At 73.4% G+C, this 17,802-nt stretch carries 16 protein-coding genes; 7 read left to right on the plus strand and 9 right to left on the minus strand.

Going from position 1 to position 17,802, the window contains the following annotated elements; all coding sequences use genetic code 11:
* Positions 1 to 13 precede the first annotated feature (13 nt).
* On the minus strand, positions 14 to 1,243 hold the full coding sequence (locus ACGFRB_RS00620; RefSeq protein WP_393237153.1) for an FAD-dependent monooxygenase: 1,230 nt from the start codon (positions 1,241 to 1,243) through the stop codon (positions 14 to 16).
* 310 nt (positions 1,244 to 1,553) lie between these two features.
* On the opposite strand from ACGFRB_RS00620, the gene ACGFRB_RS00625 reads away from it, so the two are divergent.
* A complete protein-coding gene (locus tag ACGFRB_RS00625; RefSeq protein WP_393237156.1) occupies positions 1,554 to 2,969 on the plus strand; it encodes a M1 family metallopeptidase in 1,416 nt (471 codons plus the stop codon).
* A 216-nt stretch (positions 2,970 to 3,185) separates the two neighbouring features.
* Here ACGFRB_RS00625 and ACGFRB_RS00630 read toward each other — a convergent pair whose 3' ends face one another.
* Positions 3,186 to 3,761: a TerD family protein gene (locus ACGFRB_RS00630; RefSeq protein ID WP_393237159.1), complete on the minus strand. Its 576-nt coding sequence runs from the start codon at positions 3,759 to 3,761 to the stop codon at positions 3,186 to 3,188.
* 248 nt (positions 3,762 to 4,009) lie between these two features.
* Between ACGFRB_RS00630 and arfB the strand changes: the two genes are divergently transcribed.
* Complete coding sequence (gene arfB / locus ACGFRB_RS00635; RefSeq protein ID WP_361232018.1) at positions 4,010 to 4,438, plus strand: alternative ribosome rescue aminoacyl-tRNA hydrolase ArfB; 429 nt, start codon at positions 4,010 to 4,012, stop codon at positions 4,436 to 4,438.
* A gap of 249 nt (positions 4,439 to 4,687) precedes the next feature.
* Here arfB and ACGFRB_RS00640 read toward each other — a convergent pair whose 3' ends face one another.
* Positions 4,688 to 5,206: a flavin reductase family protein gene (locus tag ACGFRB_RS00640; protein WP_393238164.1), complete on the minus strand. Its 519-nt coding sequence runs from the start codon at positions 5,204 to 5,206 to the stop codon at positions 4,688 to 4,690.
* A 429-nt stretch (positions 5,207 to 5,635) separates the two neighbouring features.
* Here ACGFRB_RS00640 and cdgB point away from each other — a divergent pair, with 429 nt between their 5' ends.
* From cdgB to ACGFRB_RS00655, 3 genes are all read left to right on the plus strand, one after another.
* The gene (cdgB, locus tag ACGFRB_RS00645; protein ID WP_393237162.1) at positions 5,636 to 7,435 is read left to right on the plus strand and encodes a diguanylate cyclase CdgB; all 1,800 of its coding nucleotides are present in this window, start codon (positions 5,636 to 5,638) and stop codon (positions 7,433 to 7,435) included.
* Positions 7,436 to 7,544: 109 nt separating this feature from the next.
* Positions 7,545 to 8,549 (plus strand): CBM35 domain-containing protein, encoded by a 1,005-nt coding sequence (locus ACGFRB_RS00650; protein ID WP_393237165.1) that lies wholly within the window; start codon positions 7,545 to 7,547, stop codon positions 8,547 to 8,549.
* A 184-nt stretch (positions 8,550 to 8,733) separates the two neighbouring features.
* On the plus strand, positions 8,734 to 9,084 hold the full coding sequence (locus ACGFRB_RS00655; RefSeq protein ID WP_393237168.1) for a hypothetical protein: 351 nt from the start codon (positions 8,734 to 8,736) through the stop codon (positions 9,082 to 9,084).
* A gap of 98 nt (positions 9,085 to 9,182) precedes the next feature.
* Here ACGFRB_RS00655 and ACGFRB_RS00660 read toward each other — a convergent pair whose 3' ends face one another.
* From ACGFRB_RS00660 to ACGFRB_RS00680, 5 genes are all read right to left on the minus strand, one after another.
* Entirely contained in the window at positions 9,183 to 10,028 is an 846-nt protein-coding gene (locus tag ACGFRB_RS00660; RefSeq protein ID WP_393237170.1) for a ketose-bisphosphate aldolase, read from the minus strand.
* Between the two features lie 88 nt (positions 10,029 to 10,116).
* Positions 10,117 to 11,061: a 1-phosphofructokinase family hexose kinase gene (locus ACGFRB_RS00665; protein WP_393238167.1), complete on the minus strand. Its 945-nt coding sequence runs from the start codon at positions 11,059 to 11,061 to the stop codon at positions 10,117 to 10,119.
* 353 nt (positions 11,062 to 11,414) lie between these two features.
* A complete protein-coding gene (gene nagA, locus ACGFRB_RS00670) occupies positions 11,415 to 12,566 on the minus strand; it encodes an N-acetylglucosamine-6-phosphate deacetylase (RefSeq protein WP_393237173.1) in 1,152 nt (383 codons plus the stop codon).
* Entirely contained in the window at positions 12,566 to 13,609 is a 1,044-nt protein-coding gene (locus ACGFRB_RS00675) for an ROK family protein (RefSeq protein WP_393237176.1), read from the minus strand. The genes nagA and ACGFRB_RS00675 overlap by 1 nt, the downstream gene beginning before the upstream one ends.
* Before the next feature lie 276 nt (positions 13,610 to 13,885).
* Positions 13,886 to 14,797 carry an SIS domain-containing protein gene (locus tag ACGFRB_RS00680; RefSeq protein ID WP_393237179.1) on the minus strand — a complete coding sequence of 304 codons (912 nt, stop codon included), beginning with the start codon at positions 14,795 to 14,797 and terminating at the stop codon, positions 13,886 to 13,888.
* Positions 14,798 to 14,949: 152 nt separating this feature from the next.
* Between ACGFRB_RS00680 and ACGFRB_RS00685 the strand changes: the two genes are divergently transcribed.
* Together ACGFRB_RS00685 and otsB are read left to right on the plus strand one after the other, a co-directional pair.
* Positions 14,950 to 15,198, plus strand: coding sequence for a DUF3263 domain-containing protein (locus ACGFRB_RS00685; RefSeq protein ID WP_363002046.1), 249 nt, complete (start codon positions 14,950 to 14,952; stop codon positions 15,196 to 15,198).
* 178 nt (positions 15,199 to 15,376) lie between these two features.
* Complete coding sequence (otsB, locus tag ACGFRB_RS00690) at positions 15,377 to 16,234, plus strand: trehalose-phosphatase (RefSeq protein ID WP_393237183.1); 858 nt, start codon at positions 15,377 to 15,379, stop codon at positions 16,232 to 16,234.
* Here the strand turns inward: otsB and ACGFRB_RS00695 are convergent.
* Positions 16,231 to 17,640 (minus strand): trehalose-6-phosphate synthase, encoded by a 1,410-nt coding sequence (locus tag ACGFRB_RS00695; RefSeq protein WP_393237186.1) that lies wholly within the window; start codon positions 17,638 to 17,640, stop codon positions 16,231 to 16,233. The two genes, otsB and ACGFRB_RS00695, sit on opposite strands and share 4 nt — an antisense overlap.
* Positions 17,641 to 17,802 lie beyond the last annotated feature (162 nt).

The following is a 17,802-nucleotide window of genomic DNA, read 5'->3' on the forward strand; positions in this document are numbered from 1 at the left end:
CCCGAGCCCCGGCTCAGGTCCGGTGGACGGCGCGGGCCAGGCGCGGGCCGAGCCAGCGCTTGAGGCGGCGTAGCGGTTCCAGCCGGTCGGCGGCGCGGTCGAGGCGGTAGTAGAGCTGCGGCGGTACGTAGGGCAGCAGCGGCGAGTGGCGCTGGCCGAGCAGGGCGAACATGCGGTCCGGCGGCAGGCGCATATAGCGGGGCAGGTTCTCGTACCACCGCGCGCTGTGCCGGGCCGCGCTCTGCGCCGGGACGAGTTCGGCGCGCCGCCGCCGCCCGTACGCGGTCAGCGCCCGGTCCAGCGAGCCGAAGCCGTCGGGGCCGCACCGGCGCAGGGCGGCGGCGAGCACCAGGGCGTCCTCCAGGGCGAGGGTGGTGCCGGCGCCGATCGAGTAGTGGGTGGTGTGGGCGGCGTCGCCGAGCAGGACGGTGTGGCCGCGGTGCCAGACGCGGTTGCTGAGGGTGCGGAACGTGAGCCACTGGGCGGGCGCCGCCGGGTCGCCGTCCTCGTGGTGGCGGCCGATCAGCGGCTCGCCGTCGAGCAGGTCGGCGAAGAGCTTCTCCAGGAGGCGCAGGCTGTCCGCCTCGCTCGCCCGGTCGAGCCCGAGGCCGGTCCAGGTGGCCGGCGCGCACTCGACCACGCAGGTCGACTGCTCGCCGCTGAAGCCGTACGCGTAGCACCAGACCCAGCCGTGCTCGGTCTCCTTGAAGGCGAAGTTGAAGGAGTCGAAGACCTTCGTCGTGCCGAGCCAGACATAGCGGTTGCGGCCGCTGGTGATCTCGGCGCCGAAGTGGTCGGCGTGCGCCTCGCGCAGCACGCTGTGGACCCCGTCGGCGGCCACGACCAGGTCGGCGCCGGCCAGCTCGGGCGCGCCGGGGCCGTCGACCGGGTGCTCGTACGCGAGGTGGACGCCGAGTTCCCGGGCCCGGTCGGCGAGCAGGGCGAGCATGCGGCGGCGGCCGATGCCGAAGCCCGCGTCGCCGTGGTGGGTGGTGCGCTCGTCGCGGACGATCGCCGTGCCGTCGGTCCAGGTGACGGACGCGGCGGCGATCGCCTCGGCGGACTCGGGGTCGCCCGCGCGCAGCTTGTCGAGGAGCCCCGCCCAGTAGGTGACACCCCACCCGTAGGTGGAACCGGCCGGGTTCCGTTCGTAGACGGTGATCTCGTGGCAGGGGTCCTGGCGTTTCATCAGGATGGCGAAGTACAGCCCGCCGGGGCCGCCCCCGACGACGGAGATCTTCATGTGCGCTCCCACGGATCCTCATCGGGCATATGACACGGTGCGTCCGGAAAGCAACGGACAGTAGCAGGGGGAGGGTGGGCGGGTGAGGGAGGCGGGCCAGGACCGCCCGGAGGGACGACCCCTACGGAAGCCTCTTCGGTTATCCGGCGCCCACCCGGACCCGCCGGGACCCGCCCCTGCGGGTCGTGCGGGCGTGCGGGCGTGCGGGCCGCCCGGGTCGTGTGGGCACCCGAGGTCCCCGCTCCGGCGCGCCGGTCCCATCGGTCCCGTTTCAGGCGCCTGGGTTCGTACGTCTGTTTAGGATCGGTTCGTGAACTCGACGCGTACCCGAATCCGGGCTGGAGCCGTGGCCGTCGCCCTCGCCCTCCTGGCCGCCGGCTGCGCCGCCGGAGCGGGTCGGGACGGCGGCGTGGTCCATGGCACCCCCGGCGCGGCCGGGCTGCGCGACCCGTACTTCCCGAAGCTCGGCAACGGCGGCTACGACGTCGGCCACTACGGCCTCACCCTGTCGTACGAGCCCTCCACCCGCCGCCTCACCGGCAAGGCCGAGATCACCGCGACCGCCACCCAGGACCTGAGCGCCTTCAACCTCGACTTCAGCGGTCCCCCCGTGCGCTCCGCGAGCGTCGACGGCGCGCCCGCCGCCGTCAACCGGGCCGGCAACGAGCTGACGCTGCGCCCGCGCCGCGACATCGACAAGGGGGCGCGGTTCGTCGCGGTCGTCACCTACGAAGGCGTCCCGAAGACGATCACCGACACGGACGGCGACGAGGAGGGCTGGGTCCCGACCTCCGACGGGGCGCTCGCGGTCGGCGAGCCGACCGGCTCGATGGCCTGGTTCCCCGGCAACCACCACCCCTCCGACAAGGCCACCTACGACGTCACCGTCACCGTCCCCGCCGGGCTGAAGGCGCTGTCCAACGGGGTGCGCACAGCCGAGCGGAAGACCGCCGACGGGCGCGGCGTCACCTCCGTCTGGCATTCGGCCGAGCCGATGGCGAGCTATCTCGCGGTGCTCGCGATCGGCCGTTTCGACACCTCGACCACGACCGCCCTCGGCGGCCGGGTGCCGGTGCTCAACGCCGTCGATCCGACCGCCGCCGCCAAGAGCGCCGGGCTGCTCGCCAAGGTTCCCGGCATCCTCGCGGAGCAGGAGCGGCTCTTCGGGCCGTACCCGTTCTCGTCCGCCGGCGTGATCGTCGAGCGCGAGGGCGACCTCGGCTACGCCCTGGAGACCCAGACCCGGCCGATCCTGCCCGTCTCTTCCTTCAACTCGCCCACGCTCGCGCACGAGCTGGCGCACCAGTGGTTCGGGAACTCCGTCTCGCCCGCGAGCTGGAAGGACATCTGGCTGAACGAGGGGTTCGCGACCTACGGGGAGTGGCTGTACGAGGAGCGGACCGCGCACCTCCCGGCGCAGAAGTCCTTCGACCACGCCTTCGTCAACGACGCCGTCTGGGACTTCCCGCCGGCCGAGCCGCCGACCTCGGAGGACCTGTTCTCGCCGCCCGTGTACCAGCGGGGCGCGATGGTGCTGCACAAGCTGCGGCAGCGGGTCGGGGACGCGACCTTCTTCGAGATTCTCAAGGGCTGGCCGGCGAAGTACCGGCACGGCACCGCGAGCACCCGGGACTTCACGGACTACGCCGAGTCGATGACGGACAAGGACCTGTCCGGTCTGTGGGGCGTCTGGCTGTACGGGGACAAGAAGCCCGCCAAACCCTGAGAGGGTCCGGGGCCTGGGCCTGGGCCTGGGCCTGGCCCTGATCCTGGTCTGGGGCCGGGTCTGGGGCCTGGGGCGCGGAGGTCGGTTCCGGCATATGCCCAGCCCGCGACCCGTGCCCTGGCATATGCCGGGACATGACCGCCGACGCCACGCGGCCCGCCACCCCCTCGTGAGGGTGACGGGCCGCGTGCGGATGCCGGACGGGCAGCCGTTGGATCAGAGGTTGACGCCGAAGTCGCGGGCGATGCCCTCCAGGCCGGAGGCGTAGCCCTGGCCGACGGCGCGGAACTTCCACTCGGCGCCGTTGCGGTACAGCTCGCCGAAGACCATGGCGGTCTCGACGGCGGCGTCCTCCGACAGGTCGTAGCGGGCGAGCTCCTCGCCGCCGGCCTGGTTCACGATGCGGATGTACGCGTTGCGGACCTGGCCGAAGTTCTGCGAGCGGGTGACCGCGTCGTAGATGGAGACCGGGAAGACGATCTTGTCGACGCCGGGGGCGAGGCCCGCCAGGTTGACGCTGATCTGCTCGTCGTCGCCGCTGCCCTCGCCGGTGCGGTTGTCACCGGTGTGGACGATGGTCTGGTCCGGCGTCGACTTGTTGTTGAAGAAGACGAAGTGACCGTCGGAGACGACCTTGCCCATGGCGTCGACGCCGATGGCGGACGCGTCGAGGTCGAATTCCGTGCCCGTGGTCGTACGGACGTCCCAGCCCAGGCCCACGGTGACGGCGGCGAGGCCGGGGGCCTCCTTGGTCAGGGAGACGTTGCCGCCCTTGGACAGGCTTACAGCCATGGGAAGTCCCTTTCTGCGGTACGAAGTGCGGCACGGGGTGCGGCACGGGGTGCGGCACCAGGTGCTGACGGGTCGTCGAAAGCGATAACGCGCGATGGTGCCTGTCGGTTCCAGCACCCGGCACTGTTTCCGGAATGGCTGATTCCAGTACCCGCTTCCGTGCTCGCCTCCCGTGCGGGCGGCCTTCCGCCGGAGTCCCGGAGGAAAAGAGCGTGACGTGCGGTCGCGCGGGCGGGGAACATGGACACATGTCCGGTCCCTATCCGATCCGCGGCTCCGTCTCGCTTCCCGAGGCCGAGCTGATCTGGCGTTTCTCGCGGTCGTCCGGGCCGGGCGGCCAGCACGTCAACACCAGCGACTCCCAGGTGGAGCTGCGCTTCGACCTGGCGGCCACCGAGGCCCTGCCCGAGGTGTGGAAGGCACGCGCCCTCGAACGGCTCGCGGGCCGTCTGGTGGGCGGCGTCCTGGTCGTCCGCGCCTCGGAGCACCGCTCCCAGTGGCGCAACCGCGAGACCGCGGCCGTACGTCTGGCCGCCCTGCTCGCCGAGGCGAGCGCACCGCCGCCGAAGCCGCGCCGCCCGACGAAGATCCCCCGAGGGATCAACGAACGACGGCTGCGGGAGAAGAAACAGCGCGCGGACACCAAGCGCGGCCGGCAGGGCCGCGACTGGCACTGACGACTGGCACTGACGGTTGCCGCAGACGGTATGGAGTCTCGCGGGTCGTCCTGCGGTTTCCCCGCGCGCGTAGGGCCGGGCTTCGCCGCCCCCCGTAGGGGTCGGGGCGTGGCGGGCCGTACGGGGCGGTGCGGAACCCGTACGGGGCGATCCCGTACGAGTCGATCCCGTACGAGTCGATCCCGTACGGGGCGAGCCGAGCCGCCGTCATTCGCGAGGGCGCGGGCCCGGACAGCCGAGCCGCCCCGCTCAGCCCAGCGTGCGGTAGTTCCCCCGGAAGTACGTCAGCGGGCCGCCCTCCGCCCGCGGCAGCTCCGTCGCGAGGACGCGGCCGATCACCAGGGTGTGGTCCCCCGCCACCACCCTGCTCTCCGTACGGCATTCGAGGGTGGCGAGCGCGCCGCCGATCAGGGGCGCGTCGCTGTGTTCGCCGCGCCGGTACGGGAGGTCGGCGAAGAGCAGCCGGTCGCTGACCCGGTTGCGCATCGCGAAGCGGCCCGCGATCTGCCGCTGGTTCTCGGCGAGCAGCGACACGGCCCAGACCGGCACCTCCGCCAGCACGTCGTCCATCCGGGAGTCATTGCGCAGGCTGACCAGGACCAGGGGCGGGTCCAGTGAGACGGAGAGGAAGGCGGTGGCCGTCATGCCGATGTCCTCGCCGCGCGGACCGTCCTCCGGGTCGTGCGCCGTCACCAGCACCACGCCCGCCGCCAGACGGGACATGGCCGCGCGGAACTCGTCGTCGCTCACCCCCTCAGCATGAGGGATCGCGGCAGCCCCGGGGCCGGCCGCCGCGAGCGCGGGGCCCGGCGGGGTCCCGGGGGACGCCGGGGACGCGGGGAGTCCGGGGAACGCGGCGGCCGAGGGGATCGCGAGGTCGTGGACGGCGGGCGGTACGGGGGAGGTCAGGGGGGTCTTCTGGAGCACCCTCGCACGCTAGTCCGCTTCCCTCCCGCGCCGCATCGGGCCCGGGGACCAGCGGCGATTCCCTCGTGGGTCCTAGGACCCCGGACGGAATATGCCATTCCGGGGTTGTTGTGACTTGAGTCACAGAGACGGGTAATTGTTGACCCTGTGTACCGAGTGCGCAGCGCGCTGTGATTCAGTGGCGGGGACAGTGCATTACGTAGCCAAAGCCGTAGCCGTAACCGATGAGAATCCTGGAGTCAGCTGTCGAGGTCTCGGGGAGAGCGAGCGATGGAGACCGAGTCGGAGCCGTACGTCCGTCTTGCGACCCTGCGGCAGCTTCACCGGGTCGTGACGGACCTCAACACCGCCCGCAGCCTTGCGGACACTCTGCAGGCCGTCGCCGACGGCATCGTCACCGGCCTCAACTATGAGCTGGCCGCCGTCAATCTCGTCCGGCCCGACGGAGACCTGGTCGTCGCCGCCTTCGCCGGCAGCCCCGCCGCCGAGGCGCTGATCACCGGCCGGGTCGGCTCCCGCGCCTCCTGGGAGCGCCGGCTCTCCATGGGCGAGTCCTGGGGCGACCTGCGGTTCATCCCGCACACCGAGGGCTGGGTGCTGATCGAGGACGACGTCCCGCAGTGGCACACCGAGGGCCCCGCCCCGCGCTTCGAGGACGAGTGGCACTCGCACGACCGGCTCTACGCCCCCATGTACGCCTCCGGCTCCTCCCGTGAACTCCTCGGCGTCATCTCCGTCGACCGCCCGCGCAACGGACGCCACCCCGGCCCCTGGGGCCGGGAGGCCCTCCAGATGTACGCCTCGCAGGCCGCCATTGCGATCAGCAACGCCCGGCTCCGGTCCAACATGCAGCGTGCCCTGGTCCGGCTTGAGCGTGAGCAGCAGGCGCTGCGCGCCAGCGAGGAATCCTTCCGGCAGGCCTTCGAGTACGCGCCCTCCGGCATGGCCATCGCCGAGATGGGCGGCGACCAGCACGGCCGCCTGCTGCGTACCAACGACGCCCTGTGCCGGCTGCTCGGCCGCCCCGCCTCCGTCATGCGCCGCTACTCCTTCGCCGACCTCGTCCACCCCGAGGACATCGGCACCCTGCTGCGCACCTCCGCCGAGGGCGGCCGGGCCGAACTGCGCCTCGGCCGCCGCGACGGCACGTACGTCTGGGTCAGCCTGCGCAACTCCGTCGTCGCCGACACCGCCGACGGCCCCCGCTTCCTCCTCACCCATGTCGAGGACATCGAGGAGCGCAAGCGCCACGAGCTCCAGCTCGCCCACCGCGCCTCGCACGACGCCCTCACCGGCCTCCCCAACAGCGCCGAACTCCGCTCCCGGCTCTCGGCCCGGATCTGCTCCCGCCCCGCTGCCGGTACCGGTGCCGGCGCTCCGGGACACATACCGGCGCAGTCGTCCGGGTACCAGCAGCCGCAGTCTCAGCCGCACCAGCAGTCCCCGTCCCCGTCCCCGTCCCCGTCGCCGTACGGATCCGAATACGGGGCCGCATCCGTCTCCGCGTACCCGCCCGAGCACCCGTCGGAGTACGCGGTGGAGTACGCGGTGGATGGATACGACTACGACCACGAGCACGGCTTCGGGTTCTCGCCGGCGGGCGCCGCCGCCGGCGCGTACGACCACCACGTCCATCTCGTCGCCCCCTCCGGCGGCGAGGTCGACGACGGCACCAAGGGCCTGGCCGTCCTCTTCTGCGACCTCGACGGCTTCAAGTCGATCAACGACCGCTTCGGTCACCACACCGGTGACGCCGTGCTCATCGAGGTCGCCCGCCGCCTCACCACCGGCGTCCGCGACGGGGACACCGTCGCCCGGCTCGGCGGCGACGAGTTCGTCGTCCTCGCCGACGGCCTCGGCGCGGCCGACGCCGCCGATCTCGCCGTACGGCTGCGCAACGCGATCATCCCGCCGATCCGGGTGGACGGGCGGGCCGTGCGGGTCGGGGCCAGTTTCGGCATCGGCTGGGCCGAGTGCGGGATGACCGTCGAGGAAGTCCTGAACAGCGCGGACCAGCGGATGTACATCGAGAAGCGGTCGCGGGCGAAGGTGCACCGCCGAGCGGGTTAGCCGATCGTTCACACCCTGCCCCCATGGCCTCAAACCGGCGCAAGGCCGTTCGAGGTAGGCTCGGCCGGTCGGCGACGGCCGACGGAGCAGGCAAAGGGAGTGAGACCGGATGGCTGCCGGCAACGACGGCGCGAAGACGCCCGAGGACGACGATCCGTTCGGCTATCTGTACGCGGACGGACAGGCCGCCGGGGCGCAGCCGCCCCAGGGCGGCGGTTACGGCTACCCGGGTCCGATGTCGCAGCCAGGCGTCCCGCGCACCTCGTACAACCAGGTCCGCACGGTCGGCGAGCGCCAGTACGGCGCCCACGCGCAGCAGCCGCCCATGCCGCAGCAGCAGGGACAGCCGCAGGGGCAGGGGTACGGCCAGCCGCATCCGCAGTACGCGGCTCCCGAGACGTACGCCGGCGGCCCCGGCGGGCAGCGCCCCGGCATCCCGCAGCAGCACCAGCCCGGCGGGTACGACGGCGGCGGTTCGGGGCGCGGCCCCAACACCCGTGGTCTGCTCATCGGCGCGGTGGCCGTGGTCGCGGTCGTCGTGCTCGGCATCGCCGCCGCCGTCATCTCCAACCGGGGCAATGAGAACGACACGGCGGGCGGCGGGGACACCACCACCGCCCCGACCAGCGCCCCCACTGAGGCCACCGAGGCCCCGACGAGCGTTCCCAGCACCGACACCACGGCCGAGACCGAACTCCCCAAGCAGGACGCGGCCACCCTGAAGCTGGCCGGCAGCGCGGTCCTCGCCAAGGACGTCCAGGGTGCCCAGGGCGACGGCGGCGCGTACGTGGCCGGCTTCAACCAGCCCGGCGCCTCGGTGACCTGGAAGGCGAACATGCCGAAGGGCGGCCAGTACCACCTGACCGTCCGCTACACGATCCCGGCCGTCGACGCGAACGCCACTCTGACGGTCAACGGCAAGGCGAACTCCTCGCCGATAGGCCTGAAGAACTTCGTCAAGTCCTCGGACCCGAACCTGGAGAAGAACTGGCAGACCACCTGGGCGCCGGTCACCCTCCAGAAGGGCGAGAACGAGATCAAGATCTCGTGCGAGGACGGCAACCAGTGCGATGTGCTGCTCGACTGGCTCGAAGTCACGGTGCCGCAGCCGTAGCGACGGAGCGACAGGTCACCGGCCGCCGACCGCCGACCGCCGACCGCCGACCACCGACCACCGGCCAGCCGGTCGCCGGCCTGTCGCTCGGTCATCTGGTCGCTCCTTCACGCCTTCCGGTGAAATGGGGCTTCTCCGGCTGACGTCGCGTCGGCAGGTCCGGCGTGGCGGGCAGCCTCGAAGCATGAGTACCTTCGGAAGGATCGCCGCCGTCGGGGTGCTGACGGCGAGCCTGTTCACGGCGGTGGTGCCCACCGCCCAAGCGGACGTCGCCGGTGCCTACGGGAGCACCGACTGGAACCTGCGCGCCTCGGCCTCGACGACCGCGCGGGTCATCGTCCGGGTGCACGCTCTGGGGAAGGGGACGCCCGACTCCGTGGCTTGCCACGACCCCCAGTGTCGTGGCCAGAAGACCGGCGACTCCTACAAGTGCAGTACCGGTGGCGGGACTTACAACACCTGGACGCCGCTGCTCTACAACGGCAAGAAGGGCTGGGTCGCCGACCAGTGCGTGACCTTGGGGCGGATCGCCTGAGCCCGGCCGCCTGGCCCCGATCGGCCGGCTTGATCTCCCGTCCCTGATCAACCGGCCCTGGCCCCGGCCCTGTTCGCCCGGGCCGGGGCCGTCTCCTGCTAAAGCAGGCGCAGGAACGACGCCACCGTCTTGGCCATCGCCTCGCGTGCCGGGCGCAGATACGCGCGCGGGTCGACGCCCTTCGGATGAGCGGCCAAATGCGCGCGGACGGCCCCGGTGAACGCGGTGTTCAGCGCCGTACCCACATTGATCTTGACCATGCCGGCCGCCACCGCCGCCCGGATCTGGTCGTCCGGCACCCCGGACGAGCCGTGCAGCACCAGCGGCACCGGTACGGCGTCGCGCAGCGCGCGGATCAGGTCGTGGTCGAGGGTGGCGGTGCGTTCCGTCATGGCGTGGGAGGAGCCGACGGCGACGGCGAGCGCGTCCACCCCCGTGTCGGCGACGTACGCGGCGGCCTCCGCCGGGTCGGTGCGCACCCCGGGTGCGTGCGCGTCCGTCGGCGGCTCGCCCGCCTTGCCGCCGACCCGGCCCAGCTCGGCCTCGATCCAGATGCCGCGCTCACGCCCCCAACGGACCGCCTCCGCCGTGGCCTTGACGTTGTCGCCGTAGTCGAGCCGTGAGGCGTCGAACATGACGCTGCCGAAGCCCTCCGCGTGCGCCTGGTGGAGCAGGTCCACGGACTCGACATGGTCGAGGTGGAGCGCGAGCGGGGCGGCAGAGGCGCGGGCGACGGCGGTGGCCGCGGCGGCGATCGCGGAGAGCCGGCCGCCGTGGAACTTCACGGCGTTCTCGGAGACTTGGAGGATCGCGGGGGCGCCGGCCTGCTCGGCGCCGGCGGCGATGGCCTCGGCGTGCTCCAGGGTGATGACGTTGAAGGCGGCGAGGCCGCGGGCGGCGGAGCGGGCTTCGGTGACGAGGTCGCCGGTGCGGACAAGGGGCATGTGAGGTCCTTGGGAATGCGGTGGCGGCTTGGCGTGGCGTGGCGTGGGGTGGGTGGTGGGAAGCCCGCGTTTTGGTGGGGAAGGGCGGCTACGGGGTCGGCTTGGGCTCGTGGACGGTGATGCGGGGGAGCAGGGACGCGTAGGCGTCCGCGTCGAACTCGCCCGCCACCGGGGCGAGTACCGTCGCCGCCGAGAGCGCGGCGGCGTGGGACAGGCGGGTGGGCCAGTCGGCGCCGTCGACCAGGCCCGCGAGGAGGGCGGCGACCGCCGAGTCGCCCGCGCCGCTGGGGTTTCCCCGTGCGGGAGACGGCGGAGCGGCCTGCCAGACGCCGTCCGGGGTCGCGGCGAGCAGGCCCTCGGGGCCGAGGGAGGTGACGACCGCGTGGGCGCCCCGGCGGCGGGCGTCGAGGGTGGCGCGGAGCGGGTCGCGGGTGCCGGTGATCCCGGCCAGTTCCTCGGTGTTGGGCTTGACGACGTCGGGGCGGGCGGCGATGCCGCGCCGCAGCGGTTCGCCGCTGGTGTCGAGGAGTACGGGGACGCCGGCGGCGCGGGACAGTCGGACGAGGTCCGCGTACGCGCCGACGTGGATGCCCGGCGGCAGGCTGCCGCACAGCGCCACGGCCCGGGCCCCGTCGAGCAGTTCGGTGAATCGGGCGGTGAACGCGGCCCATTCGGCCGGGGCGATCGTGGGGCCCGGCTCGTTCAGCTGGGTGGTGTCGCCGCTCGTGGCGTCGACGACGGCGACCGTACGGCGGGTGGCGCCGGCGGTCGGGACGAGTGCGTCGTGGACCGTGCCGGGCGACCCGTCCGTGCTCGTGGCGAGCAGCTCGCGCAGCAGCGCGCCGGTGGGGCCGCCGGCGAAGCCGGTGACGACGGTGTCATGGCCGAGGGCGCCGAGGACGCGGGCGACGTTGAGGCCCTTGCCGCCGGGGCGTTCGAGGACCGTCTCGACGCGGTGCGAGGCGTGCGGTACGAGCGCGGGGACGCGGTAGGTGAGGTCCAGCGCGGTGTTGAGGGTGACCGTGAGGATCACCTGGGCCACCCCCGTCGTCGTCCGCCCCCGGCTTATGGCTGCCCCGATCATGCCAAAGAGACGGCTGTCGGCCCAGACCCCCGTCCGTCCGCCGCGGGACGAGAGGGGTCAAGTCCGGGCGAAAACGGCGTAGATGGGGCCGGTCGGACCGGTGGGCGGGGCCGGGTGGCCCCACCCGCCGGATCCGGTGAGCCGAGGGCCTCCGAGGACCCCCGAGGGCACCTGAGGGTGGGGCCGGACCCGTACGAGGGGTAGGTAGGTTCCCGTACGGGTCCGGGGTGTGGGGGCTGGGGGAGCGGTGTCCCGGGGCCCGGGGAGGGGGCGGGGTCCGTACGGAACCGGCAGGGCGGGGGTCAGCCGAGTCGGGGCTCGACCAGCCACGCGCCCTTGCGCATCACGCCCTTGAGCTCGAAGTCCGCGTCGAGCACGACGATGTCCGCGTCCTTGCCCGGCTCCAGGGAGCCCACCCGGTCGTCGATGCCGAGCAGCTTGGCCGGGTTGGCGGAGATGGCCTGGACGATCGACTCGACCGGCAGCCTGTCGATGGTCGCGGCCCGCTTGAACGCCCGGTCCAGCGTCAGCGTCGAGCCCGCGATCGAACCGCCCTCGACGAGCCGCGCCACGCTGTCCTTCACCTCGACCTCCAGCGTGCCGAGCATGTAGCGGCCGTCGCCGAAACCGGCCGCGTCCATGGCGTCGGTGATGAAGGCGACCCGCTCCGGACCGGCGTGGTGGAACGCCAACTCCAGTGCGGCCGGGTGCAGATGGGTGCCGTCGTTGATGAGCTCTACGGTCACCCGCTCGTCCTCCAGGAGCGCGGCGATCGGGCCGGGCGCGCGGTGGCCGAGGCCGGGCATCGCGTTGTAGAGGTGGGTGGCGACGGTGGCGCCCGCGTCGATGGCGGCCGTGGTCTGCTCGTACGTGGCGTCGGTGTGGCCGATCGCGGCGATCACGCCGTGCTCGGCGAGCAGCCGTACGGAGTCGATGCCGCCGGGCAGTTCGGTGGCGAGGGTGACCATCCGGGCCTGGCCGCGCGCCGCCTCGATCAGCTTGCGCACCTCGGCAGGGTCGGGGTCGCGCAGCAGGGTCTCGTCGTGGGCGCCCTTGCGGCACGGGGAGATGAACGGGCCCTCGAAGTGGATGCCGGCGATCTCGCCCTGCTCGGCGAGTTCGGAGAGCAGGCCCGCGCGCCGGCCGAGGAAGTCCATGTCGCCGGTGACGAAGGAGGCGACGACGGTGGTCGTGCCGTGCAGCCGGTGGGTGTGGACGCCGGTGAGGATCTCGTCGGTGGTGCCGGAGGTGAAGGAGGCGCCGCCGCCGCCGTGGTTGTGCATGTCGACGAAGCCGGGCACGAGCCAGTGGCCGGACAGGTCGAGCGTGGGCGCCGGCGTGCCCTCGGGGGCGCTGCCCGCGATGCGGCCGTTCTCGACGATCACACGCCCGTTCTCGACGATCCCGGTCGGCAGCACCACGCGGGCCCCGGCGAGAACTGTGGAAACGGCCATCAGGCGGATACCTCCGGGTCGACGGGCTGCGGGGGGACGGGCGAGGTGGTCGGGACGGGTGGGACGGTCGGGACGGGTGAGGCGGTCGGGACGGGTGAGGCGGTCGGTCCGTGGTCGGCCGGGCCCTCGGCGAGCAGGTCCCAGGCGAGCAGGCCCGCGCCCAGGCACCCGGCGGTGTCCCCGAGGGCCGCCGGGACGATGGCGGGCAGCTTCTGGAAGGTGACGCGCCGCTCGACCGCGGCCCTGAGGGGCGTGAACAACGTTTCCCCGGCCTCCGCCAGACCGCCACCGATGATGAGCGTGCGCGGGTCCAGCAGGGTGAGGGCGGTGACCAGGCCGTCGGCGAGCGCGTCGACGGCGTCCTGCCAGATCCGTACGGCGGCGGGGTCGCCGGACTCGACGGCCTTGGCGCAGTCGGCGGCGTCGGCGTCCGGGTCGCCCGAGACCCGGGCCCAGGCGAGCGAGACGGCGGAGGCGGAGGCGTACCGCTCCAGGCAGCCGTGCTGGCCGCAGCCGCACTCCGTACCGCCGGGGCGGACGACGATATGGCCGATCTCGCCGGCGTAGCCGTGGGCGCCCGCCTCGATCACGCCGCCGATGCCGATGGCGCCCGCGATGCCGGTGCCGAGCGGGACGAAGAGGAAGCGATCGGCACCGTGGCCGGCGCCGATCCGGCCCTCGGCGAGGCCGCCGGTGCGCACGTCGTGGCCGAGGGCGACCGGGATGCCGTCGAGGCGCTCGCTGAGCAGGGCGCGCAACGGGACGTCACGCCAGCCGAGGTTGGCGGCGTAGACGGCGATGCCGTCCGCGGCGTCGACGATGCCGGGGACGGCGACTCCGGCGGCCGAGGCGGGCTCGCCGTACCGCTCGCTGCCGAGCGCCCGCAGATCGGCGGCGAAACCGAGGATCGTCTCGATGACGGCCTCGGGCCCGCGCTCGCGCGCGGTGGCGCGGCGCGCCTCGTGGAGCAGTGTGCCGTCCGCCCCGACGAGGGCGGCCTTCATCCCGGTGCCGCCCACATCGAGGGCGATGACGTGTTTCACGGAGAACAGTCTCGCCGCGATGACCAGAAAGGTCTAGTCCACTTCGGAGGATTGTTACGGACGTATACAAATTCGATTCCGCGTGGCGGAGCTGGGGAAGGGCTGGTGGCGGGGCCCTCGGCGGGCGGGCGCTGGACAGGTGGTGGGGTCGGGTACGTGGGCGATACGGCGATCGCGTCACGCCCCACCCGGCCCCACCACCGCGCGCTACCCGCACGCTCCGCGCGCCTCACCGCCCCGGTGTCACAGCCGCCACCACCGTGGCCACCCCACCCGTCACGGGGTGAGGATCACGCTCCGCGTCAGGTTCCGGGGCCGGTCCGGGTCCAGGCCGCGGGCCTCGGCGAGCGCGACCGCGAGCCGCTGGGCCCGCACCAGGTCGGCCAGCGGATCGGTACCGGGCCGGGAGACCAGGGTGCCGCCGACCCGGGCGACATCGCCGGCCAGCCCCTCCGGCAGCTCGCCGAAGACCCAGGTCACCCGGCCGGGGCCGGTGATGGCGATGGGGCCGTGCCGGTACTCCATCGCCGGGTACGCCTCGGTCCACGCCCCGGCCGCCTCGCGCATCTTCAGCGCGGCTTCGAGCGCGAGCCCGTACGTCCAGCCGCGCCCCAGGAACGTCCACTGCTCGGCGGCGAGGGCCGCCTCCGGAAGCGGCTCGGTGAGCGCCAGCTCGGCGTCGACGGCGGCCTCCTCGACCGGCTTCAGACCGGCGACCGGGCCGAGCCCGGCGCGCAGGAAGGCGAGCGCCGTGGTGGCGAACCGGGTCTGCACCACCGACTCCTCGTCCGCCCAGTCCAGCACCGCGACCGCGTCGGCCGAGGCCATGACCGGGGTCTTCGGGTCGGCGGTGAGCACCGTCGTCGGCACCCGGCCGCGCAGCCGGTCGAGCAGGTCGAGCACCTCGGTGGTGGTGCCGGAGCGGGTGATCGCCACCACCCGGTCGTACGTGCGGGCGGCCGGGAACTCGGAGGAGGCGAAGGCGTCCGTCTCGCCCTGGCCGGCGGCCTCGCGCAGCGCGGCGTAGGCCAGCGCCATGAACCAGGAGGTGCCGCAGCCGGTGACGGCGACCCGCTCACCGGGCTGGGGCAGCCCCTCGAAGCCGGCCGCCGCCTCGGCGGCGCGGCGCCAGGAGGCGGGCTGGGTGGCTATCTCGGCGGACGTGCGTGCGGCGGGGGTACGGGACATGCGGGGTGTCTCCTCAAGGTCCTGGCCTGCTGCGAACCACTGCGAACTGCTGCGGAACCCCATGCGTAGCAGCGCCCCGTGGGATGGATCAATGGGCCACGGCGGTGACGGGCGGGTCGGACGGTTCGCGAACGCGCAATAAATTGGTCTGTATGACCACCGAATTCGGCGGGCCGGGCGAGCTGGGCGAGCGCGAGCGGGCCGTCCTCGCCCTGGAACGGCGCTCCTGGCCGGGCCCCGGCGCCAAGGAACGAGCCGTACGCGAACAGCTCGGCCTCTCCGCCACCCGCTACTACCAGCTGCTCAACGCCCTCCTCGACGACCCGCGCGCCCTCGCCCACGACCCGGTCACCGTCAACCGGCTGCGCCGGGTCCGCGCGGCCAAGCAAGCCCGTAGGTGACGCTTCCCGCGTCCGGACCCGCCATCCGTGCCCGGACCCGGGCCCCCTCCGCGTGACATCCGGGTGGCATCCGGCCCTACGCCGCCTGCCCGCCGGTCACGACCCGCCCGAGCCGTCCGGGCCGTCCGACCCGCCCGCGCCGCTGACGGGACGGCCGCGGCTCGGTAGGGTCGTGGGCATGGTCAGCAGCCTTCCGCATCCGACCACCCCCGCCGGCCGCGACGGACTCGCCGCGCTCCTCGCCCGGCCCGAGAAGGCCGTCGTCGCCCTCGACTTCGACGGCACCCTCGCCGAGATCGTCCCCGACCCCGAGCAGGCCCGCGCCCACCCGGGCGCCGTCCCCGCGCTCGCCGCCCTCGCCCCGCACGTCGCCTCCGTCGCGGTCGTCACCGGCCGGCCCGCGGGCGTGGCGGTGCGCTACGGCGGCTTCGCCGGGGTCCCCGGTCTGGAACACCTCGTCGTCCTCGGCCATTACGGCGCCGAGCGCTGGGACGCCGTCTCCGGCACCGTCCAGGCCGCCGCCCCGCACCCGGGCGTCGCCACCGCCCGCGCCGCCCTGCCCGGCTTCCTCGACCGCACCGGCGCGTGGCCCGGCACCTGGATCGAGGAGAAGGGCCGCGCGCTCGCCGTCCACACCCGCCGCGCCGAGGACCCCGAGGGCGCGTTCGAGGCCCTGAAGGGCCCGCTCGCCGACCTCGCCGCCGCCCACGGCCTCGTCCTCGAACCGGGCCGGCTGGTCCTGGAACTGCGCCCCCCGGGCATGGACAAGGGCATCGCGCTCGCCGAGTACCTGCACGAGACCGGCGCGGGCTGCGTCCTCTACGCGGGCGACGACCTGGGCGACATCCCCGCGTACGCCGCCGTCGAGCGGCTCCGCGACGCCGAAGGCGTCCCCGGCCTCCTCGTCTGCTCCGCCGCCGAATCCGCCGCCGTCCCCGACCTGGCCGCCCGCGCGGACCTCACCGTCGCGGGCCCGGCGGCCCTGGTCGACTTCCTGAACGCGCTGGCTGCCGCCCTGGAGAAGCCCGGCGACTAACCCCGCAGCGCGTCCAGTTGGTCCCGGAACCAGCGCTGTGGCGGGTGGGCCGTGGCGGCCTCGGCGAGGTGTTTGGTGCGGTCGGCGCGTTCCGGGTCGGGCATCGAGAGGGCCTCGTGCAGCGCCTCGGCGGTCGCCGTCACGTCGTACGGGTTGACGGTCAGGGCGTCGGCCCGCAGCTCCTCGTAGGCGCCCGCCTCCGTGGACAGGACCAGCGCGCAGCCCGCGTCGGAGACCACCGGGATCTCCTTGGCGACCAGGTTCATGCCGTCGCGCACCGGGTTCACCAGGGCCACGTCGGCGAGGCGGTAGGCGGCGAGTGAGCGGACGAAGTCGTCCTCGACGCCGACCAGGACCGGCCGCCAGTCCGGGGTGCCGAACTCCTCATTGATCCGGTCCGCGAGTTCGGTCACGGAGGTGGTGTACGCGCGGTAGACCGCCAGGTCCTGGCGGGAGGGGTACGCGGAGGCGAGATGGACCACCCGGCCGCGCCATTCGGGGTGGGCGGTCAGCAGTTCGCGGTAGGCCAGCAGGCCGCGCGGGATGTTCTTGGAGAGTTCGGTGCGGTCGACCCGGACGATCGTCTTCCGGCCGCCGTCCCGGTCCACGCCGGCCTCCTCGCGCAGCCGGGCGAGCCGTTCGTCGACCTCCGGGCGGTGCGCGAGCGTGCGCAGCTCGTCGCCGTCCACACCCAGCGGATGCGCCTGTACCCGGGTCTCGCCGATCGTGCGCTCCACGAGCGGGTCGCCGAGGAACGCGGCGGCCCACGCCCGGGTGTGGAAGCCGACCTCGTCGGCGCCGAGCAGCCCCTCCACCAACTCCTCGTGGACGTCCTCCGGCAGCATCCGCAGATACTCCGGCGCCGCCCACGGCGTGTGCGTGAAGTGCCCGATCCTCAAGTCGGGCCGCAGTGCCCTCAACTGCCCCGGGACCAGCGCCAGATGGTAGTCCTGGACGAGTACCGCCGCGCCGTGGTCCGCCGCCTCGGCCAGGGCCTTCGCGAAGGCCCGGTTGTAGGTGCGGTACGACGCCCAGCGGCGGCGGAAGGCGGCGTCGAAGACGGGCTCGCGCGGGATGTCGTAGAGATGGTGGTGGAGGAACCACAGCACCGAGTTCGCGATGCCGTTGTACGCGTCGTCGTACACGTCCGGGTCGATGGCGAGCATCCGTACGCCCGGCTCGGCGATCCCGCGCCGTACCGCCTCGCGGTCGCCGTCACCGAGCGCCGCGCACACCCACAGGCTCTCCCCGGCGGCGTTCTCGGTCTGCCCGGCGGACCGCCCGGACGACAGCGCGGCGAGCCCCGACACGAGCCCCCCGCCACCCCGCCGGGCGGCCAGTGATCCGTCCTCTCGCACGGTGTACGAGACCGGTCCGCGGTTCGAAGCCACGAGTACGGAAGCCATATGGCGAACCTAGCCCGTCCGGTAACCGCTCAAACGTACGGATAAGAGGGGTGCGTCGTCACGGCCGGTCACCTCTTCCTGGTCGCGCCGCCTGCCCGCCGTTCGCCCGCCGGCTGTGCGTCTGCCGCTCGTACGTCGCGCACGCGTCCCGCCTCACGCCAC

Origin of the sequence: Streptomyces sp. NPDC048718, from assembly GCF_043198875.1 — a bacterium.
GTDB lineage: Bacteria > Actinomycetota > Actinomycetes > Streptomycetales > Streptomycetaceae > Streptomyces.